The sequence below is a fragment of the Kitasatospora sp. NPDC049285 genome (assembly GCF_040678815.1).
Taxonomy (GTDB): Bacteria; Actinomycetota; Actinomycetes; order Streptomycetales; family Streptomycetaceae; genus Kitasatospora.
The window spans coordinates 42700-63603 of the sequence record NZ_JBFAQR010000008.1; the positions used below are offsets into that span (position 1 = coordinate 42700).

The 20904-nt window shown below is 73.1% G+C and carries 21 protein-coding genes; 7 read left to right on the forward strand and 14 right to left on the reverse strand.

The window, feature by feature from the left end; genetic code table 11:
• Positions 1–51 precede the first annotated feature (51 nt).
• A complete protein-coding gene (locus AB0K51_RS08120; RefSeq protein WP_363451833.1) occupies positions 52–1878 on the reverse strand; it encodes a phosphoenolpyruvate carboxykinase (GTP) in 1827 nt (608 codons plus the stop codon).
• Between the two features lie 263 nt (positions 1879–2141).
• On the opposite strand from AB0K51_RS08120, the gene AB0K51_RS08125 reads away from it, so the two are divergent.
• A complete protein-coding gene (locus tag AB0K51_RS08125; protein ID WP_363451835.1) occupies positions 2142–2807 on the forward strand; it encodes a hemolysin III family protein in 666 nt (221 codons plus the stop codon).
• A gap of 11 nt (positions 2808–2818) precedes the next feature.
• Here the strand turns inward: AB0K51_RS08125 and AB0K51_RS08130 are convergent, their stop codons facing one another.
• From AB0K51_RS08130 to AB0K51_RS08140, 3 genes are all read right to left on the reverse strand, one after another.
• Entirely contained in the window at positions 2819–3085 is a 267-nt protein-coding gene (locus AB0K51_RS08130; protein WP_363451837.1) for a hypothetical protein, read from the reverse strand.
• Positions 3086–3316: 231 nt separating this feature from the next.
• Positions 3317–4123 carry a hypothetical protein gene (locus AB0K51_RS08135; protein WP_363451839.1) on the reverse strand — a complete coding sequence of 269 codons (807 nt, stop codon included), beginning with the start codon at positions 4121–4123 and terminating at the stop codon, positions 3317–3319.
• Positions 4124–4134: 11 nt separating this feature from the next.
• Positions 4135–4806 (reverse strand): papain-like cysteine protease family protein, encoded by a 672-nt coding sequence (locus tag AB0K51_RS08140; protein ID WP_363451841.1) that lies wholly within the window; start codon positions 4804–4806, stop codon positions 4135–4137.
• A gap of 236 nt (positions 4807–5042) precedes the next feature.
• Here AB0K51_RS08140 and AB0K51_RS08145 point away from each other — a divergent pair, with 236 nt between their 5' ends.
• The gene (locus AB0K51_RS08145; protein ID WP_363451843.1) at positions 5043–5975 is read left to right on the forward strand and encodes a hypothetical protein; all 933 of its coding nucleotides are present in this window, start codon (positions 5043–5045) and stop codon (positions 5973–5975) included.
• A gap of 70 nt (positions 5976–6045) precedes the next feature.
• Here AB0K51_RS08145 and AB0K51_RS08150 read toward each other — a convergent pair whose 3' ends face one another.
• The 4 genes from AB0K51_RS08150 to mca are packed head-to-tail and all read right to left on the reverse strand — an operon-like array spanning position 6046 to position 10139.
• Positions 6046–6894 carry a GNAT family N-acetyltransferase gene (locus AB0K51_RS08150; protein WP_363451845.1) on the reverse strand — a complete coding sequence of 283 codons (849 nt, stop codon included), beginning with the start codon at positions 6892–6894 and terminating at the stop codon, positions 6046–6048.
• Positions 6895–6938: 44 nt separating this feature from the next.
• On the reverse strand, positions 6939–8972 hold the full coding sequence (locus AB0K51_RS08155; RefSeq protein ID WP_363451847.1) for a thioredoxin domain-containing protein: 2034 nt from the start codon (positions 8970–8972) through the stop codon (positions 6939–6941).
• Positions 8973–9022: 50 nt separating this feature from the next.
• Positions 9023–9214: a hypothetical protein gene (locus AB0K51_RS08160; RefSeq protein ID WP_363451849.1), complete on the reverse strand. Its 192-nt coding sequence runs from the start codon at positions 9212–9214 to the stop codon at positions 9023–9025.
• A gap of 55 nt (positions 9215–9269) precedes the next feature.
• Positions 9270–10139: a mycothiol conjugate amidase Mca gene (gene mca, locus AB0K51_RS08165; protein ID WP_363451851.1), complete on the reverse strand. Its 870-nt coding sequence runs from the start codon at positions 10137–10139 to the stop codon at positions 9270–9272.
• A gap of 160 nt (positions 10140–10299) precedes the next feature.
• Between mca and AB0K51_RS08170 the strand changes: the two genes are divergently transcribed.
• Together AB0K51_RS08170 and greA are read left to right on the forward strand one after the other, a co-directional pair.
• Positions 10300–10743, forward strand: a complete 444-nt coding sequence (locus AB0K51_RS08170) for a DUF4307 domain-containing protein (RefSeq protein ID WP_363451853.1) — start codon at positions 10300–10302, stop codon at positions 10741–10743.
• A gap of 238 nt (positions 10744–10981) precedes the next feature.
• Positions 10982–11479, forward strand: coding sequence for a transcription elongation factor GreA (gene greA / locus AB0K51_RS08175; protein ID WP_363451855.1), 498 nt, complete (start codon positions 10982–10984; stop codon positions 11477–11479).
• A gap of 128 nt (positions 11480–11607) precedes the next feature.
• On the opposite strand, the gene AB0K51_RS08180 is transcribed toward greA, so the two are convergent.
• The 3 genes from AB0K51_RS08180 to ilvA form a co-directional block, all read right to left on the reverse strand.
• Positions 11608–12468, reverse strand: a complete 861-nt coding sequence (locus AB0K51_RS08180; RefSeq protein WP_363451857.1) for an ABC transporter permease — start codon at positions 12466–12468, stop codon at positions 11608–11610.
• A 1-nt stretch (position 12469) separates the two neighbouring features.
• Positions 12470–13480 carry an ATP-binding cassette domain-containing protein gene (locus AB0K51_RS08185; RefSeq protein ID WP_363451859.1) on the reverse strand — a complete coding sequence of 337 codons (1011 nt, stop codon included), beginning with the start codon at positions 13478–13480 and terminating at the stop codon, positions 12470–12472.
• A 172-nt stretch (positions 13481–13652) separates the two neighbouring features.
• Positions 13653–14864, reverse strand: a complete 1212-nt coding sequence (gene ilvA, locus AB0K51_RS08190) for a threonine ammonia-lyase (protein WP_363451861.1) — start codon at positions 14862–14864, stop codon at positions 13653–13655.
• Positions 14865–14988: 124 nt separating this feature from the next.
• Here ilvA and AB0K51_RS08195 point away from each other — a divergent pair, with 124 nt between their 5' ends.
• Positions 14989–15435, forward strand: coding sequence for a MarR family transcriptional regulator (locus AB0K51_RS08195; RefSeq protein WP_363451863.1), 447 nt, complete (start codon positions 14989–14991; stop codon positions 15433–15435).
• Between the two features lie 15 nt (positions 15436–15450).
• On the opposite strand, the gene AB0K51_RS08200 is transcribed toward AB0K51_RS08195, so the two are convergent.
• Positions 15451–16605, reverse strand: coding sequence for a cystathionine gamma-synthase (locus AB0K51_RS08200; protein ID WP_363451865.1), 1155 nt, complete (start codon positions 16603–16605; stop codon positions 15451–15453).
• Positions 16606–16771: 166 nt separating this feature from the next.
• On the opposite strand from AB0K51_RS08200, the gene AB0K51_RS08205 reads away from it, so the two are divergent.
• Together AB0K51_RS08205 and AB0K51_RS08210 are read left to right on the forward strand one after the other, a co-directional pair.
• Positions 16772–18421 carry a M48 family metalloprotease gene (locus tag AB0K51_RS08205; protein WP_363451867.1) on the forward strand — a complete coding sequence of 550 codons (1650 nt, stop codon included), beginning with the start codon at positions 16772–16774 and terminating at the stop codon, positions 18419–18421.
• A gap of 157 nt (positions 18422–18578) precedes the next feature.
• The gene (locus tag AB0K51_RS08210) at positions 18579–18947 is read left to right on the forward strand and encodes a cupin domain-containing protein (protein WP_363451869.1); all 369 of its coding nucleotides are present in this window, start codon (positions 18579–18581) and stop codon (positions 18945–18947) included.
• Positions 18948–18950: 3 nt separating this feature from the next.
• On the opposite strand, the gene AB0K51_RS08215 is transcribed toward AB0K51_RS08210, so the two are convergent.
• Both AB0K51_RS08215 and AB0K51_RS08220 read right to left on the reverse strand, forming a co-directional pair.
• On the reverse strand, positions 18951–19451 hold the full coding sequence (locus AB0K51_RS08215; RefSeq protein ID WP_363451871.1) for a DUF1203 domain-containing protein: 501 nt from the start codon (positions 19449–19451) through the stop codon (positions 18951–18953).
• Between the two features lie 90 nt (positions 19452–19541).
• Positions 19542–20810: an Ig-like domain-containing protein gene (locus AB0K51_RS08220; protein WP_363451873.1), complete on the reverse strand. Its 1269-nt coding sequence runs from the start codon at positions 20808–20810 to the stop codon at positions 19542–19544.
• Positions 20811–20904 lie beyond the last annotated feature (94 nt).

Sequence of the window (20904 nt, forward strand, 5' to 3'; positions counted from 1 at the left end):
GACGAGGGAACTCCCCTCCTCGGGCGGATCCGGCTGTGCGTCGACCCGGCGTCAGCCCAGTCGCTTGACCAGGGCGCGGTACTCGTCCCAGAGCTCGGTGGGCGTGTGCTCGCCGAAGGTCTCCAGGTGGGCCGGGACCAGCGCGGCCTCCTGGCGCCAGATCTCGTTGTCGACCGAGAACAGCAGCTCCAGGTCGGCGGCGGACAGGTCCAGCCCGTCCAGGTCGAAGCCCTCGACCGTCGGCAGCACGCCGATCGGGGTCTCGACGCCCTCGCCGGTACCCTCCAGGCGCTCGACGACCCACTTCAGCACGCGGCTGTTCTCGCCGTAGCCCGGCCAGACGAACTTGCCGTCGGCGTTCTTCCGGAACCAGTTGACGTAGTAGATCTTCGGGAGCTTGGCGGCGTCCGCCGCGGCGCCGACCTTCAGCCAGTGCGCGAAGTAGTCGCCCATGTTGTAGCCGCAGAACGGCAGCATCGCGAACGGGTCGCGGCGCAGCTCGCCGACGGTGCCCTCGGCGGCGGCGGTCTTCTCGGAGGCGATGTTCGCCCCGAGGAAGACGCCGTGCTGCCAGTCGAAGGACTCGGTGACCAGCGGGACGGCGGTGGCCCGGCGGCCGCCGAACAGGATCGCCGAGATCGGGACGCCGGCCGGGTCCTCCCACTCGGGGGCGATGGTCGGGCACTGCGCGGCCGGGACGGCGAACCGCGCGTTGGGGTGGGCGGCGGGGGTGCCGGACGCGGGCGTCCAGTCGTTGCCGCGCCAGTCGGTGAGGTGCGCGGGCGCGTCCTCGGTGAGGCCCTCCCACCAGACGTCGCCGTCGTCGGTGAGCGCGACGTTGGTGAAGACGGTGTTGCCCCACAGGGTCTTGATGGCGTTGGCGTTGGTGTCCTCGCCGGTGCCGGGCGCGACGCCGAAGAAGCCGGCCTCGGGGTTGATCGCGTAGAGGCGGCCGTCCGCGCCGAACCGCATCCAGGCGATGTCGTCGCCGATGGTCTCCACCTTCCAGCCGGGGACGGTCGGCTGGAGCATGGCGAGGTTGGTCTTGCCGCAGGCGGACGGGAAGGCCGCGGCGACGTACTTGGCCTCGCCGCTGGGCGGGGTGAGCTTGAGGATCAGCATGTGCTCGGCCAGCCAGCCCTCGTCGCGGGCCATGGTGGAGGCGATCCGCAGCGCGTAGCACTTCTTGCCGAGCAGGGCGTTGCCGCCGTAGCCGGAGCCGAAGGACCAGATCTCCCGGGTCTCCGGGAAGTGCGAGATGTACTTGGTGGTGTTGCACGGCCAGGCGACGTCGGCCTCGCCCGCGGCGAGCGGGGCGCCGACGGTGTGCACGGCCTTGACGAAGTCGCCGTCCGCGCCGAGCTGGTCGAGCACGGCCTGGCCCATGCGGGTCATCACGCGCATCGAGACGGCGACGTACGCGGAGTCGGTGATCTCGACGCCGTACGCGGCGAGCGGGGAGCCGACCGGGCCCATCGAGAACGGCACCACGTACATGGTGCGGCCCTTCATCGCGCCGCGGAACAGGCCGTTCTCGCCGGCGAAGATGGCCCGCATCTCGGCGGGGGCCTTCCAGTGGTTGGTCGGGCCGGCGTCCTTCTCCTGCTCGGAGCAGATGAAGGTGCGGTCCTCGACCCGGGCCACGTCGGACGGGTCGGACGCGGCGTAGTAGGAGTTCGGCCGCTTGGTCTCGTCGAGCTTGGTGAAGGTGCCCTGGGCGACCAGCTGCTCGGCGAGGCGGTGGTACTCCTCCTCGGAGCCGTCACACCACACCACGCGGTCCGGCTGGGTCAGCTCGGCAATCTCGTCGACCCATTCCAGCAGGCGCTGGTGGCGGGTGGGCGCGGACTCGGCGAGCGCAGAGATCTGAGGCGACACGATCGCTCCGTTTCACACCATCTCGGCCAGGAGACGGCTTCGCGGGGGTTGAGGGTGGTTACACGGTAGACCCGCCGACACACCATCACTTCGTCAGATTGGCGTCATTGACGAGATCTTTACTCCACGACGTCGGAATTCATGGCCCGGAACCACCGGTTCCGGCGGGCGGCGAGACCTCTGTCACGCTCACCCTTTTGTCCAAACTGTCGAAACGTGAGGATTGCCACTTACTACGTGTCGGTAACCTACGGTTCCGTAAGATGCTGCGCATGACCGCCGAAGCCCCAGAGCTCGTCAAGCCCAAGTGGCGCGGCTGGCTGCACGCCGGGATGTTCCCGGCCGCCGTCGCCGCCGGAATCGTGTTGATCTGCCTCGCCGACTCGACGGCGGCCCGGATCGCCTGCGTCGTCTACTCGGTCAGCGCGTGGATGCTGTTCGGGGTGAGCGCGGTCTACCACCGCTTCACCTGGGGCCCCCGCGGCGAGGCGGTGCTGCGCCGGCTGGACCACGCGAACATCTTCCTGATCATCGCGGGCACGTACACGCCGTTCACCATGCTGCTGCTCAGCGGCGCGCGGCAGCAGGTACTGCTGTGGCTGGTGTGGGGCGGCGCGCTGGCCGGGATAGCGTTCCGGGTGTTCTGGGTCGGCGCCCCGCGCTGGCTCTACACGCCGTGCTACGTGGCGCTCGGCTGGGCGGCGGTGTTCTTCCTGCCGGACTTCCTGCACAAGGGGGGCCCGGCGGTCCTCACGCTGATCATCGTCGGCGGCGCGCTCTACACCGTGGGCGGGGTGATCTACGGCCTCAAGCGTCCGAACCCGTCACCGCGCTGGTTCGGCTTCCACGAGGTGTTCCACGCCTTCACCCTGGGCGCGTTCATCGTCCAGTACGTGGGCGTCTCGCTGGTGGCCTACACCGTGGCGTGACACCCCCGCGGTCACCGCACCGGCTGGACCTTGGCGTCCAGCCGCTCCCGGGCCCGACGGCAGCGCTCGCAGTGCGCCGCGTCGGGCCCTGCGCCTGCCACCCGCTGGTGGGCGCGGCCGCGGAAGCGGTAGGCGACCCAGCCCATCACGGCGGCCACCTCGAACGCGGAGATCACCCAGACCAGCCGGGCGCCGCCGATCAGGTACCCGGCTATCACGGCCAGTGCGGCCAGCACCGCCACCACACCGCTCCAGAACTGCGCCGTTCCGTACTCCATCGGCAAACCTCCCGCCGGCTGACAGGTCGTCAGAGAACTCCCCACCTAGAGTGACATGTCCAGCACGCTCCGAGGGCGAACGGGGGATCAACATCGCATCAACTCCAGTGGTCGGAGCCTGCACGGCCTACGCGCGTCACATCCGCCCGCACACGAAGCAGGGGGCTCCGGGGATACCGTCCGTGACCGGTACCCTCGGAGCCCCCGGCGGCCGCGCCGCCCGTTCGCGTACTACCTGCGGCGGCGCCGCAGGGCCAGCGCCGTGCCCGTCAGCGCGGTGACGCCGAGCGCGGCGCCCGCCGTGAGCAGCGGGGTCCGGTCGGCGCCGGCCGGGCCGGCGTCCGTCGCGAAGCCGCCGGCCCGGCCGGACCGGTCGTAGGCGGAGCCGGGCAGCTTGTCGCCGTAGCGCTGCTGGACCAGGTGCTGGTAGCCGGCGACGGTCAGGCCGTGCTCGCCCACCGAGCGGCGGGCCGCGTCGTCGAGCGGCAGGACCCGGCCGGCGCGCAACTCGTACCAGGCGTTGATCTGCGGTTCGCGGAAGGCGGTGCCGCCGTCGGCGGCGGCCCTGGCGGCGTAGTCGCTCTCGTCGCCGCCGGAGGCGATGTTGACCACCCGCCAGCTCCCGCCGGACTTGGCGGTCCACACCGAGGCGCTCCGGCCGTCCGCGGCGACGGCCTTGGTCGCGGTGAACTCCACCGTGGCGACCTCCGCCCCGGGCCGGCCGGCCACGAACCCGGCGTCCAGCGTGTACACCGGCACGGTCTCGCCGGTCAGCCGGGGCGCGGCGGCCGTCGCGGCGGCGGCCTCGTCGGCGGGGCTGAGCCCCAGCGGCTGGGTCGGCGGGACGCCCTTGCGGGCGAAGAAGTGCCCCAACTGGTCGAGGACGGCGGGGCTCTGGCCGGCCGACCGGGCCGCGGCCAGGTCGGCGGCGGTCGGCGCGGACGGGCTGTCGGCGGCCTGCGCGAGCGGCGCGGCGGCCAGGCCGAGCGCGGTGGCCGCGGCGAGGACGGCGGCGGCGCGGGCGAGTCGGTTGCTCATGACGGGGCTCCTCACGCGCCGATCCGGTACAGGGAGTGGGTCCAGGAGAACGAGCTGTTGCTCACGTAGTACCAGTAGTCGCCCCAGTTGTAGCGGTAGTCGGACGGCCACGGGTCGCCCCAGTACAGCCAGTTGTTGCCGGTGTCGTAGCCGTACAGCACGTTCATGTGGCCGCCGCCGGAGCTCCACTGGATCCGGGTCTCCACCGGCCGGCCGGCGTCGATCTCGCCCTGCACGGTGGTGTAGCGCAGGTACCCGGTGACGTACGAGCCGGGGTTGATCCCGATCCAGGACAGCCCGTTCTGCACGTCGCCCAGGGTGGCCTGGCTGTTCGGGCAGGTGGAGTTGATCGAGCGGCCGAACGCGGCGTTGCAGAACTGGTTCTGGCTGTAGGAGTAGCCGTAGTAGGTGGCGATGGTGTTGCCGCTCGCCGCCCAGCACCAGTTGGTCTGCTGCTGGGCCTGCATGGTGAGGTTGAGGATCCGCGAGGTGCCGCTGAGCGCGGGCGCCGCGGGGCCGGCGGCCGCTGCCTGGACGGCCGTGGGGGTGACCGTCCGGGCGGGGGCCTCCTGCGCGGGGGCGGCCTGGGCGGGGGCGGTGGCGGCGAGGCTCAGCGCCGGGGCGAGCACGCCGAGCGCCAGGGCGGCGACCGTCCGACGCAACCGCATCGGGGTGGATGGCATGGGGGTGTCCTCCTGCGAGGCGAGGAGTGGGTGTGGGGGCGGCGTCCGGACGCGCTGCGCACGAGCATCCGGCCTGCCCGACGGAGGGTCAACGTCCGTCTGTTTCACCGGTGTTGCGGTGTGAACGGCCGTCCGTCCGTGTGAACGGAACCGCCCTGGGCAGCGCGGATCTCGCCCGGACCGATGACAAGCGGCCGCGGAGATGTGAATATTCACGGTCAATCGAGGAGGTGGCCATGCAGCAGCCGTCCGCACCGCCCGAGCTCGCCCTCGCCCTGCGCACCGGGCCGTTCCACCTCGCGCTGCGGGCCGCGATCGCCGCCCGCGGCCTGGCCCTGCACCGGCTCCAGCAGCACCTGGCGCAGCGCGGCGTGCGGGTCGGCGTCACCAGCCTCAGCTACTGGCAGCAGGGCCACCGCCGTCCCGAACGCCCCGAGTCGCTCCGGGCCGTCGCGGTGCTGGAGAACGTCCTCGACCTGCCCGAGCACTCGCTCACCCGGCTGCTCGGCCCGCGCCGGGCGGGCCCCGACCCGGCGGCGCCCGCCGTCCGCCCGTACCGCGACCTGATCAGCCCCGCCGAGGCCGTCGACGGCCTGCTCGCCGTCCTCTCCGGCCCGCCCGACACCGGGCTGCACACCGTCGCCCACATCGAACGGATCCGGGTCGGCGCCGACCGCCGCCTGCTGCGCCGCGACTCCCAGCACGTGCTGCGCGCCCACCGCGACGGCATCGACCGCTACCTCGCCATCTACCAGGGCGATCCCGGCTCCGACATCGACCGGGTCCGGGTCCGGGCCGAGGAGAACTGCCGTCCGGGCCGGATCCGCCGCGACCCCGCGGCGCACCTGCTGGTCGCCGAACTCCTCCTCGACCGCCGGCTGCGCACCGGCGACACCCACCTGCTCGGCTACGGCTTCGACGAGTCGCCGGCCACCCAGCCCAGCCGCGAGTACGTCCGCGGCTTCAACGCGGGCGCCGGCCAGTACGTCCTCCAGGTCACCTTCGACCCCGCCGCCCTGCCGGTCCGCTGCGACCGGGTCACCCTCCGCACCCCGGGCCAGTCCCCGCTGGAGACCGAGGAGTTGACCCTCGACGGCCACCACTGCGCGCACCTCGTCGCCAGCGACCTGCCGCCCTGCATCCTGGGCCTGCGCTGGGACTGGGAGTGACCACGCGGCGATCCGACCGGGGGTGCGGCCGGGGGGACGGCCGGGGGGACGGCCAGGGGTGCGGCCGGCGTCAGCGGAACTCGATCTCCGCGGAGTCGCCGACCGGGCGGTAGCCGATGCGCTGGTAGATCGCGTTGCTGACCGGGTTGGACAGGTCCGTGTACAGCAGCACCTCGTGTGCGCCCGCGGCCTGCGCGTGGGCCGAGCCGGCCGCGGTCAGCGCGCTGGCGTAGCCGCGTCCGCGCCGGTCGGCGGGGGTGTAGACGGGGCCGATCCGGGACATCCCGGCGAGGACGGGGCTGACGCCGGCCATCGCGGTGACGTGCTCCGCGTCCTCCCACACCAGCAGGGTGCCGGCCGCGATCCGCCGGTCGGCGTCGGCGGCGAGGTCCACCGGCATCGACACCCCGGCCTCGTCGCAGAACGCCCGCAGCCAGTGCGCGAGCAGCGCGCGGTCGGCGGGCCGGGCGAGCCGGGCGCGGCCGCCCGGCGGGGCGGCGGGCGGGGTCAACTCGGCCAGCCGGTACAGCCGTTCGCCGGCCCGCAGCTCCCACGCGGCGCCGGTGTGCCGGGCCCAGGCGGCGGCGAAGGCCAGCGCCGCCGCCCGTTCGCCGCCGACCCCGGAGGGCTTCTCCCCGGCCTCGGCCAGCCGCCCGGCCAGCTCCTCGGCGGCGGCCACCGGCAGCCGGCCGAGGCGCTGCCCGAACGGCGGGGTGCGCAGCGTGGCTCCGGCGACCGCACCGTCCGCGGCCCGCCACCAGCCGTACCGCGGCGCCTCGGGTCCGTAGACCTGCGGGCCGTCCCGTCGCAGGCGGTCGAGGAGGGTGAGCAGCACGGTGTTCTCGACGGGTGCGGCGGTCAGGAACTCGCCTGCCGCGGCCTGGAATTCGTCCAGCGAAGTCGTCAGTGTCCAACCCATGCCGCATCCTCTCCCGCCGTCCGCCCGGCGGGCCACCGGTTCGGTCAGTCCCGCAGCCGCCGTTCCAGCTCCGCGACCTCGGCGGTGGGACGCTCGCAGACGAAGTGCCGGCAGACGTACGCGGCGGCGCGGCCGTCGAGCAGCGGCCGGTCGGCGAGCAGCGGCACCTCGGTGTCGCCCGGTTCGCCGACCGCGACCACCGCGCCGGGGGCGGTGGTGAGCAGGGCGGCGCGGTGCAGCGCGGCGCGGCCGGGGTCACCGGCCGGGCCGACCACGGCGACCTCGCGCGGACCGTCGAGCAGCGCCTCGGCGACCGCGAGACCCCAGCCGGTGAAGCGCGGCGCGCGCGGGCCGAGGGTCGAGACGATGCCGAGCGCCCGCTCCGCGGCGGTGCGGTGGCGGGCGGAGCCGGTGTACGCGGCGTACGTGAGCAGCGCGCCGGCGGCGGCGCTCCAGCCGGACGGGGCGGCGTTGTCGGTGGGGTCCTGGGGGCGGCGGATCAGCTCCTCCGCGTCGTCGGCGGTGTCGTACAGCGCGCCGGACTCGGGGTCGGCGAAGTGCAGCAGCACCAGGTCGAGGAGTTCCCCGGCGAGTTGCAGCCAGGCCGGGTCGCCGCCGACGGCGTACAGCGCGAGGAAGCCCTCGGCGGTGTCGGCGTAGTCCTCCAGCACCCCGGCGTTGGCGCCCGGCTTGCCGTCCCGGGACGTGCGCAGCAGTCGGCCCTCGGGGGTGAGGTGGACGGCGATCAGCAGGTCGGCGGCGCGTTCGGCGGCCTCCACCAGGTCGGGGCGCTCCAGCAGCGCGCCGGCCTCGGCGAGCGCGGCGATCGCCAGGCCGTTCCAGGCGGCGACCACCTTGTCGTCCCGGGCGGGCGCGGGCCGCCGGGAGCGGGCCGCGAACAGCTTGCCGCGGATCTCCTGGTAGTCCGTCACGTCCTCGGGGTCGCGCGGGAGTTGCAGCACCGAGGTGCCGTGCTCGAAGGTGCCGGTGACGTCGAAGAGTTCCACCGCGCGGGCGGCGTCCTCGGGGCCGAGGACGGCCGCGAGCTGCTCCGGCGTCCAGGCGTAGAACGCGCCCTCGGCGGTCCGTCCGGTCGCCTCGTCCAGCGAGTCGGCGTCCAGCGCGGAGGCGAACCCGCCCTCGGGGGTGCGCAGTTCGCGCAGCAGGAAGTCGGCGGTCTCCAGCGCGATCCGGCGTGCCCACGGCTCGCCGGTGGCCCGCCACAGGTGCAGGTACACCCGCAGCAGCAGCGCGTTGTCGTAACACATCTTCTCGAAGTGCGGCACGGTCCAGGTGGCGTCCACCGCGTAGCGGGCGAAGCCGCCGCCGAGCTGGTCGTAGATGCCGCCGCGGGCCATCGCCTCGCAGGTCCGCTGCACCATCTGCAGCGCCGCCTCGGAGCCGGTCCGCGCGTGGTGGCGCAGCAGGAACTCCAGCACCATCGACGGCGGGAACTTCGGGGCGCCGCCGAAACCGCCCCGCCGCTCGTCGAACGAACGCGTCAACTCGGTGACCGCCCGGTGCAGTTCACCCTCGCCCGGGAGCGACGCGACGCCGCTGCCCACCGCGTACACCGACGCCCGTTCTGCCAGGTCCCTGGAGATCCGGCCCGCGACCTGGTCGACCTCGCCCCGGCGCGTCTCCCACGCCGTGTGCACCCCCTCCAGCACCTGCCGGAAGGACGGCATCCCGTGCCGCGGCTCGGGCGGGAAGTACGTCCCGAAGTAGAACGGCTCCTTCTCGGGCGTCAGGAACACCGTCATCGGCCACCCGCCCTGCCCGGTGGCCGCCTGCACCGCCTCCATGTACACCGCGTCGACGTCCGGCCGCTCCTCGCGGTCGACCTTCACCGCCACGAACCGCTCGTTCAGCACCCCCGCGGTCGCCTCGTCCTCGAAGGACTCGTGCGCCATCACGTGGCACCAGTGGCACGCCGCGTACCCCACGCTCAGCAGCACCGGCACCCCCCGCCGCCGCGCCTCCGCGAACGCCTCCTCCCCCCACGGCCACCAGTCGACGGGGTTGTCGGCGTGCTGCAACAGATAGGGGGACGTGGCATCGGCCAGACGGTTCACCATGCGCGCAGTATCTCAGCCTGCCCGCGCACGGCACCGGAATGACCGATGGGTCAGTCGTCCTCGCGGTCCGGCTGCTCGACGAAGTCGATCTTCTTGAAGCGGGCGTTCATCGACTTCAGCAGGAACCAGGTGGCGATGCCGAGAGCGGCGAAGACGACGAAGCCGAGCAGGCCGGGGGTGACCTTGGTCTCGTCGAGGGCGAGGTCGGCGGCGAGCCGGGTGACGTTCACGGGGGTGCTCATTCGTCCATGGTGACCCGACCCTACGCGGGCCGGGTCACCGGGGGGTGGTACGGAGTTACTTGCGCAGGCCCGCGAACAGGTCGTCCTCGGGGAGGTCGGTCTCGATGTGGGACTTGGCGAGTTCGTAGTCCTCGGTCGGCCAGACGTCGCGCTGGACGTCGATCGGGACGCGGAACCACGGGCCGTCGGGGTCGATCTGGGTCGCGTGCGCGATCAGCGCCTTGTCCCGGATCTCGAACCAGTCGTCGCACTTCACCCGGGTGGTGATCTCCCGCTCGGCGCGGCCGGACTTCTCCCAGCCGGCGATCCACTCGCCGTAGGGGGACTCGTGGCCGTGCTCGGTGAGGTACGCGTGCAGGGCGCGGATCCGGCCCATCGGGAAGCCGTGGTTGTAGTACAGCTTCTGCGGCTGCCAGGGCTCGCCGGCCTCCGGGTACGCCTCGGGATCGCCCGCGGCGTCGAACGCCGCCATGGAGATCTTGTGGGTCATGATGTGGTCGGGGTGCGGGTAGCCGCCGTTCTCGTCGTACGTGGTGATCACGTGCGGGCGGAACTCGCGGATCAGCTTCACCAGCGCGCCCGCGGCGACCTCCACCTCCTCGAGGGCGAAGCAGCCCTCGGGCAGCGGGGGCAGCGGGTCGCCCTCCGGCAGACCGGAGTCGACGTAGCCCAGCCACGCCTGCTGGACGCCGAGGATCTCCCGCGCGGCGTCCATCTCCTTGCGGCGCACCTCGTGGATGTTCTCCTCGATCCACGGGTCGCCCTGGAGCTTCGGGTTCAGGATCGATCCGCGCTCGCCACCGGTACAGGTGGCGACCAGCACCTCCACCCCCTCGGACACGTACATGGCCATGGTGGCGGCGCCCTTGCTGGACTCGTCGTCCGGGTGCGCGTGTACCGCCATCAACCGCAACTGCTCGCTCAACGCCTGGTTCCCTTCCAGGTATGTCCGGCTCGTCGGGGCGGCTCCCCCGCCGCCTCTGGCGCGGACGTGCCCCTCCTATAGTGACGGACTGGAGGGCGCGTCCATTCCCACTAGGGGTCGACCTAGGGGTGGAGGCCCTCATCGAAAGGACCGGCGCCCCATGGACCACCCCCCTACGCCCGCGAGCACCGCGCCCGCCCGGCAGCCCGCCGTGCCGGCCGGCCGCTACGGCCGCGGTGACGACGACCGGGCCGCCGACCGCAGGCTGCGGGTCGCCGCGGTGGTGTGCGGGGTGCTGTTCCTCGGGCTGATCGGCTGGCTGGGCGGCTCGTACCTGATGCGCGAGACCACGATGAACGGCACGGTGCCGACCTTCCAGACGGTCTCCGACGGCGAGGTCCAGCTGCAGCTGTCGGTCCGCAAGAGCGAGGGCACCGGCGGGGTGTGCACGGTCCGCTCGCAGGGCGCCGACGGCGCGGTGGTCGGCCAGTCGGACTTCCCCGTCCCGACGGCCGGCACCAGCTACGTCCAGGTGGTCACGCTGCGGACCACCGCCCGCGGCACCACCGCCGAGCTGCTGGGCTGCACCCCCGACCGGCACTGAGCCGGTTCACCCCCGCGCGCTCCGTTGCCCGACTCACTCGTTCGGACGCATAGTCGAAGGGACGGACCGGTCGTCCCCTGATGGCCCTCCCGTCCGCGCCGGGAACTTGTTAGGCTCGTGGTTTCGCCCCTTCCGCGCCAGAGGCCCGGGAGCGGGCGTTGCTTTGCATCTGCCAGAAAAACGACCACTGCTGACGACACCACCCCGCAGCAGCGCCAGCACCGACGAGGAGCACCCTGTGACCCAGACCAACGATGACGTGACCTGGCTCACTCAGGACCACTACAACAAGCTCAAGGCCGAGCTTGACCACCTGACCGGGCCCTGGCGCATCGAGATCGCCCAGAAGATCGAGGCGGCCCGCGAGGAGGGCGATCTCAAGGAGAACGCCGGCTACCACGCGGCCAAGGACGAGCAGGGCAAGACCGAGGCGCGCATCCGCCAGCTGACCCAGCTGCTGGAGCGGGCGAAGGTCGGCGAGGCCCCCGCCGACTCCGGCGTGGTGGCCCCCGGCATGCTGGTCAAGGTCGCGTTCGACGGCGACCTCGACGACACGATGGAGTTCCTGCTCGCCTCCCGCGAGGTGACCGACGGCGACATCGACGTCTACTCGCCGCAGTCCCCGCTGGGCAAGGCGATCATCGGCCGGTCGGTCGGCGAGGACGCCCAGTACGAGCTGCCGAACGGCAAGAAGGCCGGCGTGAAGATCGTCGACGCCAAGCCGTACTCCGGCTGAGCACCCCGGACACGAACGGACGGCCGCTCCCCCGGGTGGGGGGAGCGGCCGTCCGTTTCGTACGTCACTGGCGAGGCGTCACCCCACCGCGGAGCGGCCCCGGCTGTCCGACCGCGGAGCGGCCCCGGTTATCCGACCGCGGAGCGGTACTTGCGCACCGACAGCCACGAGAAGACCGCCGTGATGACCACCGACCACAGCACCGACACCAGCGCGGCGTGCTGCATCGGCCAGGCGTCCGGCACCGGGCCGATCTGGTTGCCGAAGAGGCTGCGGCAGGCCTGCACGGTGGCGCTGAACGGGTTCCAGTAGGCGATCGGCTGCAGCCAGCCCGGCATCGAGCTGACCGGGACGAAGGCGTTGGAGATGAAGGTCAGCGGGAAGAGCCAGATCAGGCCGGCCGAGGTCGCGGCCTCGGGGCTGCGCACCGAGAGGCCGATCAGCGCGCCGATCCAGGAGAAGGCGTAGCCGAGCAGCAGCAGCAGGGCGAACGCGGCCAGCATGTTGAGCACGCCGTCGTGGACCCGCCAGCCGACCAGCAGGGCGACCAGGGCGAGCACCACCACCGTGATCGCGGTCTGCACCAGGTCGGCGAGGGTGCGGCCGGTGAGCACCGCGGCGCGGGCCATCGGCAGCGAGCGGAAGCGGTCGACCAGGCCCTTGGTCATGTCCTCCGCGATGCCGGCCGAGGCGCCGGCCACCGCGAAGGTGACGGTCTGGGCGAAGATGCCCGCCATCAGGAACTCGATGTAGGTGTCGTGGCTGGGCGCGGCGCCGGGGATGGCGATCGCGCCGCCCATCACGTACGAGAACAGCAGCACGAACATGACGGGCTGCATCAGGCCGAAGACCACGATCTCGGGGATCCGGGTCATCCGGCGCAGGTTGCGCTTGGCGACCACCCAGGAGTCGTGCGCGGTGGCGGAGATGCCGCGGCGGGTGGTGATCGGGGCGGGGCCGATCGCCGCGTCGGGCAGTGCGGTGGTCATCTCAGGCGTCCTTCCCCTGGCGGCGGCCCTTCTTGCCCTGGCGGGCGCCCTGGTCCTCGTCGTTCTCCTCGTCCTCGGTGACGTGCCCGGTGAGCGAGAGGAAGACGTCGTCCAGGGTCGGGCGGCGCAGTCCGATGTCGTCGATCTCGATGGAGCGGGCGTCCAGTTCGCGGATGACGTCGGCGAGCACCTTGGCGCCGCCGCTGACCGGGATGGTGATCCGGCGGGTGTTCTTCTCCACCGTCGGGTCGCCCTTGGCGTACGGGGTGAGCGCGGCGATCGCCTCGGGGACCAGGTCGGCCTGGTGGACGACGACCTCGATCCGCTCGCCGCCGATCTGCGCCTTGAGCTCGTCGGCGGTGCCGCGGGCGATCACCTTGCCGTGGTCGACCACCGCGATGTCGTGGGCGAGGCGGTCGGCCTCCTCCAGGTACTGGGTGGTGAGCAGCAGGGTGGTGCCCTGCTCGACCAGGGTCTCGATGACCTCCCAGAGGGCGAGCCGGTTGCGCGGGTCGAGCCCGGTGGTGGGCTCGTCGAGGAACATCACCGGCGGGCGGACCACCAGGGCGGCGGCCAGGTCGAGGCGACGGCGCATGCCGCCGGAGTAGGTCTTGGCGGGCCGGTCCATGGCCTCGCCGAGGTTGAACCACTCGAGGAGCTCCAGCGCCCGCCGCTTCGCGTCGCGGGCGGACATCTGGTAGAGCTCGCCGACCATCTGGAGGTTCTCCCGGCCGGTGAGGTACTCGTCGACCGCGGCGTACTGGCCGGACAGCCCGATCAGGCTGCGGACCTGGTTGGGGTGCTTGAGGACGTCCACGCCGGCCACCGTGGCGCGGCCGGAGTCCGGCTGGAGCAGCGTGGTCAGCACCCGGACGGTGGTGGTCTTGCCGGCGCCGTTGGGGCCGAGCAGCCCGAGCACGGTGCCTTCGGGCACGTCCAGGCTCACGCCGTCGAGTGCGCGGACGTCGCCGAAGGTCTTGACCAGGTTCTCGGCTTCGATGGCTGACGCCATGGGCCTGCCTCATCTCCTGATGGGTCGGTTTGGGTGGGAAACATCCACTTTGTGCTACCCGAGTCCGCTCGCGGCGAAGCTCGCGATACATCGCAAGATGCTGCCACTCGCGATATATCGCGTCAACCTCCCAGGTGACGCGCGTCTCAGGAGCCCCAACGGCCGCCCGGAGTCAGCGGCTGACCACGTACCCGGCCTCACGGAGCTCGCCGATCACGGCGGCGCAGTGCTCCGGGCCCTTGGTCTCCAGGTGCAGGTCCACCTCGACCTCGGCGAGGCCCAGACGCGGGTCGATCCGCACGTGCGCGACGTCCAGCACGTTGGCGTCGACCCGGGTCAGCACGCCCAGCAGGTCGGCCAACGCGCCCGGCTTGTCGGCGAGTCGGACCCGCAGCGAGAGGTAGCGGCCGGCCGCGGCGAGGCCGTGCCGGAGCACCCGCTGCATCAGCTGCGGGTCGATGTTGCCGCCGGACAGCACCGCGACCACCGGGCCCTCGAAGGCGCCCGGTTCCTCCAGCAGCGCGGCGATCGGCGCCGCGCCGGCCGGCTCGACCACCAGCTTCAGCCGCTCCAGCCCGACCAGCAGGGCCCTCGACAGCGCGTCCTCGGAGACCGTGCGCACCCCGTCCGCGAGGGTGTTGACCACCTCGAACGGGATGTCGCCCGGACGGCCCACCATGATCCCGTCCGCCATGGTGGCGAACCGTTCCAGCCCCACCGGCCGGCCCGCCGCCAGCGACAGCGGGTACGCCGCCGCGGCCGCCGCCTGCACGCCGATCACCTTCACGTCCGGGCGCAGCGACTTCATCGCCACCGCGATCCCGGCCAGCAGCCCGCCGCCGCCGGTGCCGACCAGCACGGTGCGCACCTCGGGGCACTGCTCCAGCACCTCCAGGCCGACGGTGGCCTGACCGGTGATCACGTCCCAGTGGTCGAAGGGGTGGATGAAGACCGCGCCGGTCGCCTCCGCGTAGTGCTGGGCGGCGCGCAGCGCCTCGTCGACGTTGGCGCCGTGCAGCCGCACCTCGGCGCCGTACTCGCGGGTGGCGGCGACCTTCGGCAGCGGCGCGGCGACCGGCATGAAGACGGTGGAATGCACCCCGAGCAGCGCGGCGGCCAGCGCCACCCCCTGCGCGTGGTTGCCCGCGGAGGCGGCGACCACTCCGGCGGCCCGCTCCACCGGGCTGAGCCCGGCGATCCGCACGTACGCCCCGCGCAGCTTGAACGACCCGGTGCGCTGCAGGTTCTCGCACTTCAGGTGGACGGGCGTGCCGGCCACCCCGGACAGGTGCCGACTGGTCTGCATCGGCGTCACCCGGGCCACCCCGGCCAGCATCTTCTGCGCGCCCCGCACGTCGTCGACGGTGATCGGCCAACTCTGCATGGCGGCAAGCCTAGGGTGCGTCCGACGATTCCCGTCGGACGCGCCCTCGGCGCGCAAGGTTCCCGTGCCCGCCCGGCGCGCGTACGCTGCTGGGCACGAGTCGCCCCCACCCCCGTGAGCCGCGATGACCTTCCCCCAGTCCGACGTTCCCGACTTCGACCCCACGCTCGACGCCGATCGTCAACTCCCCTACCAGGTCGCGGTGTTCGCCCGGCGGATCTGCGCCGACGAGGAGCTCGACCGGGCGGCGTTCCTGCTGCTGGACCAGCTCTCCGGCGGGCCCGCCAACGTGAAGGCGCTGGCCGAGGCGCTCGGCGTGGACTCCTCCACGGTGACCCGGCAGGCCGCGCCGCTGCTCGCCGAGCGGCTGCTGGCCCGGGTGCCGTACCCGGCGGACCGGCGGGCGGCGCGGCTCGCGCTGACCCCGCTCGGGGCGCTGCGGCTCGCCCAGGTGCGGGAGCGCCGCCGGCAGGTGATCGCCGAGCTGACCGAGGCCTGGACGCCGCAGGAGCGGGCGCTGTTCTGCGTGCTGCTGGGCCGGTTCAACGACGGCCTGCTGGGCCGCCGTTGAACCGGTGACGGATCGTCAGCCGAGGGCCTGCGTCAGGTCGGCCAGCAGGTCGTCGGCGGACTCGATGCCGACCGAGACGCGCACCAGGTCGGCCGGCACCTCCAGCGGGGAGCCCGCCGCGGAGGCGTGGGTCATCCGGCCGGGGTGCTCGATCAGCGACTCGACGCCGCCCAGCGACTCGCCGAGGGTGAACAGCTGCGCGCGGTTGCACACCGCGACCGCGGCCTCCTCGCCGCCGGCCACCCGGAACGAGACCATGCCACCGAAGGCCTTCATCTGCTTGGCGGCGACGTCGTGGCCGGGGTGGCCGGGCAGGCCCGGGTAGAGCACCTGGGTCACCTTCGGGTGCCCGCTGAGCAGTTCGGCGACCTTGGCGGCGTTCTCCGAGTGCCGGTCCATCCGCACGCCGAGGGTCTTGATGCCGCGCAGCACCAGCCAGGCGTCGAACGGGCCGGACACCGCGCCCATCGCGTTCTGGTGGTAGGCCACCTCCTCCGCCAGGCCCGCGTCGGCGACCACCAGGGCGCCGCCGACCACGTCCGAGTGCCCGCCCATGTACTTGGTGGTGGAGTGCACCACGACGTCCGCGCCGAAGGAGATCGGCTGCTGCAGGTAGGGGCTGGCGAAGGTGTTGTCGACCACCAGCAGCGCGCCGGCGGCGTGCGCGATCTCGGCGACCGCGGCCAGGTCGGTGATGCCGAGCAGCGGGTTGGACGGGGTCTCCACCCACACCGCGCGGGTGGTCGGGCGGATCGCCTCGCGCACCTTCTCCGGGTGGTGGGTGTCGGCGACGGAGAACTCGACGCCCCATCGGGTCAGCACCTTGGCGAACAGCCGGAAGGTGCCGCCGTAGGCGTCGTTGGGGATCACGATGTGGTCGCCCGGCTTGAGGATGGTGCGCAGCAGGGTGTCCTCGGCGGCCAGGCCGGAGGCGAACGCCAGGCCGCGGGCGCCGCCCTCGATCGCCGCCAGGCACTCCTCCAGCGCGGTGCGGGTCGGGTTGGCGGAGCGGCTGTACTCGTAGCCGCCCCGCAGCCCGCCCACCCCGTCCTGCTTGTAGGTGGACACCTGGTAGATCGGCGTGACGACGGCCCCGGTCTGGGGGTCCGCTTCCTGACCCGCGTGGATGGCAAGGGTCTCGAAGCCCTGGGAAAGCTGGTGCTCGGTCATACTCCCGAGCCTAGTGCGGTACGGCCGTACGGGCGGTGCGACGTGACGTGCCGTCGGACCGCGTCACCGCAGGCCGGAGCGGATCCCAAAGGCCTCGCAAAATCTGTGTCCGTACCGGTACCATCTGCCCCCGCACACATGATCGACACCCATTCGGGGGCGCACAATGACCACCGGGCGCACCGGCATGCGGACGTCCACGCGGGCGCTGCTCGCGGTCTCGCTGCTGGCCGGCTTCTACCTGCTCGCGGCGGCCATCGTCGTCGGGCTGGTCTGGGCGAACGTCGAGCTGGTGGTCGAGTCCGACCGCCTGCACGGCGGGATGGTCAAGCTGTGGCTGCTCTCCGCCGCCATCGCCTACCCGGTGCTGCGGGTGGTCTTCCTGACCCGCCGTCCGCGCGGCGACCACGGCGGCGGCCTGCCGCTGACCCGCGCGGACCAGCCGGAGCTGTGGGCCCGGGTGGACCGGATCGCCGAGGCCACCGGCGTCCGCGGCCCCGCCGGGATCCGCCTGGTGCCGGCGGTCAACGCCGGCGTGTACGAGGAGACCCGGCTGCTCGGCCTGGTCCCCGGCCCGCGCCACCTGGTGCTCGGCGCCCCGCTGCTGCTCGGCCTGACCGAGGCCGAGCTGGACTCGGTGCTCGCCCACGAGTTCGGCCACTACGCCAACAACGACGTCCGGCTGGCCGGCGTCACCGTGGCCGGCCGCACCGCGATCGGCCACACCATCGCGACCCTGCACCACCGCGCCGACCTGCACCGGGCCGGCCGGGAGGCCGAGATCGCCGACGACAACGCCTACCGCCTCGCCAAGGGCCGCAAGGCCAAGGCCGAGGACCCGGGCGACGGCGGCGTCGAGCGGGTCCTCGCCATGCTGTTCACCCAGTACGCCAAGCTGTACTTCCGGGTCTCCGAGTCGATCAGCCGTCGCCAGGAGCTGGCCGCCGACCGGCTCGCCGCCACCGTGGCCGGCCGCGACGCCACCGCCGCCGCCCTGCGCCGCCTGCCCGCGCTGGACGCCGCGCAGAGCTTCTACCTCGACCGCTACGCCACCATGGGCTGGAAGGCCGGCCTGCTGCCCCCGCCCGGCCAGGTCTACGGCGGCCTCGCCCACCTGCTGGCCGACCCGAAGCGCCGCGAGGAGCTCGCCGCGCTGGGCCTGGACCTCCCCGAGGAGCAGGCCGACCCGTACGACTCGCACCCGCCGATCCGTCAGCGGGTCGCCGCCGTCGAGGCGCTGCCGGACTCCCCGGGCCTGCCGGGCCTCGGCGCCGACCGTCCCGCGCTCGGCCTGCTGCGCGACGCGGAGCGCCTGCTCGCCGAGCTGGAGGCCGTCTCGCTGGTCCCGGAGGCCGCCACCAAGCGCCGGGTGGAGTGGCCCGAGCTGGTGCACGAGACCCTGCTGGCCGACGCCCGTGAGGGCGCCCAGCCGGTGCTGCGCGCCCTCACCGAGAGCGGCCTGCACGGCACCGTCGAGGCGATGCTGGACGCGCTGGACGCCGGCCGCGGCGGCGAGCTCGCCGAGCGCCTGCCGAAGAGCGCGGAGGCCGCCACCGCCACCGGCCAGGCCGCCCTGGACCTGCGCCGCGCCGCCGTGCGCCGCGCGCTGGAGTCGCTCACCGTGCTCGCCCTCACCTCGCAGCGGCTGGCCCACTGGGAGCTGTCCTGGAGCCGCCCGGCCGCCCTGGTCCTGCCCGGTGACACCGGCGAGCGGCTGCCCGCCGCGCTGGACGCCGCCACCGCGGCCACCCCGGACACCGCCCCGCTGCGCACCCTGCTGGCCGAGGCCGGCCGGCTCGCCGCCGCCGCCTCCTGACGCACCATCACCCCGCGGCGGGCCGCGCGCCCGCCGCGAGGTGACCGCCTCGCGTCGCGGTGGCCCGGCGGGCTGCCGACGATGGAAGGGTCAGCCGCGCCCCGGCGCCCTCCGGGCGGTCGGGCGCGGGTTCACCCGAGTCGGAGGTGACGGCGAGATGGCCGGGTTGGTGCGGATGAGTCTGGACGAGCCGGAGGAGGTCCGCCCGTTCCAGGACGGGAAGGGCCAGCTGGCACTGGTCAACGTGGCGGCCGGCGGCGTGGGCCGCGCGGTCTTCGAACCGGGCTGGCAGTGGTCCAAGCACGTGGGGCCGATCGCGGGCACGGCGAGCTGCCAGGCCTCGCACGTCGGTTACGTGCTCTCCGGTCGGATGCGGATCGAGATGGACGACGGCCAGGCCGAGGAGTTCGGCGCCGGCGACCTGATGATCTGCCCGCCCGGGCACGACGCCTGGGTGCTCGGCGACGTGCCGTGCGTGGTGATCGACTGGCAGGGCTTCGTGGACTACGCCAAGCCCGCCGGGTGACCGTCAGCCGGCCCGGCGCACCTCGTGCATGAAGCAGCCGAACTCCACGGCTCGCACGTGCACCACCGCGACCTCCGGGTCGGCCAGCAACTCGCCTGCCAGCCGCGGCAGTTCCGCGGGCTCGCCGAGCACCCCGCGAAGGATCCGGCCAGCCCCGGAGTACGCCCGCAGCACCCGCTGCCCGCCGTGGAAGCCGGCCGGCCAGCCACCCGGGGTTTCCGGCCCCGGGCACGGCTCGGCGTGCCCGAAGACCGGCCCGGTCTCCTCGTACGCGCCGGGGTCGCAGCCGGTCTCCGCGGCCCAGCGCCGCAGCGGGGCGTAGGAGAGCAGGACGATCCGCTCGCCGGGCCTGGCCCGGGTGAGGCAGCAGCGCAGCGGCTCGCCGCCGTCCCGGGTGGCGGCGGGGTCGGGGGTGCGCCCGGAGTCGTCGCGGCGGCGCAGTTCGGCGAGGACCTCGGCGGGGATCGCTCGGACGGTCCGGCTGGTCTCGGTCACGGTGGTCATGGCTGAAGCCTGCGCCGCCGCGGGCCGCCGGTCCGGCGGGTTTCGGACCTGGCGCTGCCCGGTCCGGCGGGCGGGTCGGAGGGCGCTCGCTCAGAGGGCGCTGCCGGCCTTCCAGTCCGCCCAGCTCATGTTCCAGCCGTTCAGGCCGTTCGACGGACTGACCGTGCGGTCACCGGAGTTGATCACCTCGACCACGTCGCCGATGATCGAGCTGGCATAGAACTTGGCGCCGTTGGTACTCGGGTCGTTCCCGCCCTGGACGTCCTGCAGGGCTATGCAGCCGTGGCTGGTGTTGTCGTGGCCGAACTGCGAGGCGGGCGCCCAGTAGTTGCCGTGGATGAACGTCCCGGAGGTGGTCAGCCGCTGCGCGTGCGGGACGTCGGGGATGTCGTACTCGCTGCCCAGGCCGACCGTGCTGGAGTTCATCCGGGTCTCGGTGAACTGCTCGGAGATCACCATCTTCCCGGCCCAGGTGGTGTGGTCGGGCGCGCCGCCGATCACCGGGTAGGTGGCGGTGACCTGGCCGTCGGTGGTGACGGTGAGGGTGTCGGCCTTCAGGTCGGCGACCGAGACCTGGCTGCGGCCGACGGTGAACGTGACGTCCTTGGACTGGGTGCCGTACACGCCCTTGGCACCGGCCACGTCCCGCAGCCGGAGCTTGAGGGTGACCTTGGTGCCCTTCGCCCAGTAGGTCTCCGGGCGGAAGTCGAGCCGGGTGGCGTCGAACCAGTGGCCGACTATCTGCACCGGCGGGTCGGCGACCACGGTGATCCCCTGCTGGACGGCCTTGCGGTTGGTGATCGCCTTGTTGAAGTTGATCGACACCGGCATCCCGACGCCGACCGTGGAGCCGTCCTCGGGGGTGAAGTACCCGACGAAGGTGTCGGCGGGGGAGGCGGTGGAGAAGCTGGCGTTGGCGTCGGCCGGGTGCTGGTCCGGGTCGACCGCCTCGGCGGTCACCGCGTACTTGGTGCCGCTGCTGAGCTTGGTGGTGGAGGTCCAGCTGGCGCCGTCGGCGGCCAGCTGGCCGGCTATCGCCTTGCCCTTGTCGTCGGTGACGCCGACCGAGGTGAGCGTGCCGCCGGAGACGGTGACCGTGACCGGGTCGGTGAACGGCGCGGCGGTGGTGCCGTCGGCGGGGGTGATGGTGATCTGCGCGACCGAGGCCTTGGGGCTGGTCGAGCCGGTCCCCGCGACGCCGGGGGATCCCGAGGCGCTCGCCGGGGCGGACTTCTTGCCGTCGCTCTGGCAGGCGGCCAGCAGCAGCACGGGGGCGCCGAGCAGCCCGGAGAGCACACCGCGTCGGGTCCAGTGGCCGCCGCGCGGCCGTTCCTGCTTCTCCGGTGCGGTCACGTCCACGCTCCCTGGGCTCAAAGGTGATCACGTCGAAATGTGTTCAGATCGTACGAGAGTACCCAAGGGTGCGCCAGAACGGACAAAAGGCCCGGTCCGG

Excerpts from the sequence above, each read along its gene's own strand:
- AB0K51_RS08135 (WP_363451839.1), bottom strand. The coding sequence starts at position 4,123 with ATGAGCAACCGACTCGCCCGCGCCGCCGCCGTCCTCGCCGCGGCCACC.
- AB0K51_RS08155 (WP_363451847.1), bottom strand. The coding sequence starts at position 8,972 with ATGGTGAACCGTCTGGCCGATGCCACGTCCCCCTATCTGTTGCAGCAC.
- AB0K51_RS08205 (WP_363451867.1), top strand. The coding sequence starts at position 16,772 with ATGACCACCGGGCGCACCGGCATGCGGACGTCCACGCGGGCGCTGCTC.
- AB0K51_RS08150 (WP_363451845.1), bottom strand. The coding sequence starts at position 6,894 with ATGGGTTGGACACTGACGACTTCGCTGGACGAATTCCAGGCCGCGGCA.
- AB0K51_RS08130 (WP_363451837.1), bottom strand. The coding sequence starts at position 3,085 with ATGGAGTACGGAACGGCGCAGTTCTGGAGCGGTGTGGTGGCGGTGCTG.
- AB0K51_RS08215 (WP_363451871.1), bottom strand. The coding sequence starts at position 19,451 with ATGACCACCGTGACCGAGACCAGCCGGACCGTCCGAGCGATCCCCGCC.
- AB0K51_RS08200 (WP_363451865.1), bottom strand. The coding sequence starts at position 16,605 with ATGACCGAGCACCAGCTTTCCCAGGGCTTCGAGACCCTTGCCATCCAC.
- AB0K51_RS08160 (WP_363451849.1), bottom strand. The coding sequence starts at position 9,214 with ATGAGCACCCCCGTGAACGTCACCCGGCTCGCCGCCGACCTCGCCCTC.
- AB0K51_RS08145 (WP_363451843.1), top strand. The coding sequence starts at position 5,043 with ATGCAGCAGCCGTCCGCACCGCCCGAGCTCGCCCTCGCCCTGCGCACC.
- AB0K51_RS08170 (WP_363451853.1), top strand. The coding sequence starts at position 10,300 with ATGGACCACCCCCCTACGCCCGCGAGCACCGCGCCCGCCCGGCAGCCC.
- AB0K51_RS08125 (WP_363451835.1), top strand. The coding sequence starts at position 2,142 with ATGCTGCGCATGACCGCCGAAGCCCCAGAGCTCGTCAAGCCCAAGTGG.
- AB0K51_RS08195 (WP_363451863.1), top strand. The coding sequence starts at position 14,989 with ATGACCTTCCCCCAGTCCGACGTTCCCGACTTCGACCCCACGCTCGAC.
- AB0K51_RS08185 (WP_363451859.1), bottom strand. The coding sequence starts at position 13,480 with ATGGCGTCAGCCATCGAAGCCGAGAACCTGGTCAAGACCTTCGGCGAC.
- ilvA (WP_363451861.1), bottom strand. The coding sequence starts at position 14,864 with ATGCAGAGTTGGCCGATCACCGTCGACGACGTGCGGGGCGCGCAGAAG.
- AB0K51_RS08210 (WP_363451869.1), top strand. The coding sequence starts at position 18,579 with ATGGCCGGGTTGGTGCGGATGAGTCTGGACGAGCCGGAGGAGGTCCGC.
- AB0K51_RS08180 (WP_363451857.1), bottom strand. The coding sequence starts at position 12,468 with ATGACCACCGCACTGCCCGACGCGGCGATCGGCCCCGCCCCGATCACC.
- AB0K51_RS08140 (WP_363451841.1), bottom strand. The coding sequence starts at position 4,806 with ATGCCATCCACCCCGATGCGGTTGCGTCGGACGGTCGCCGCCCTGGCG.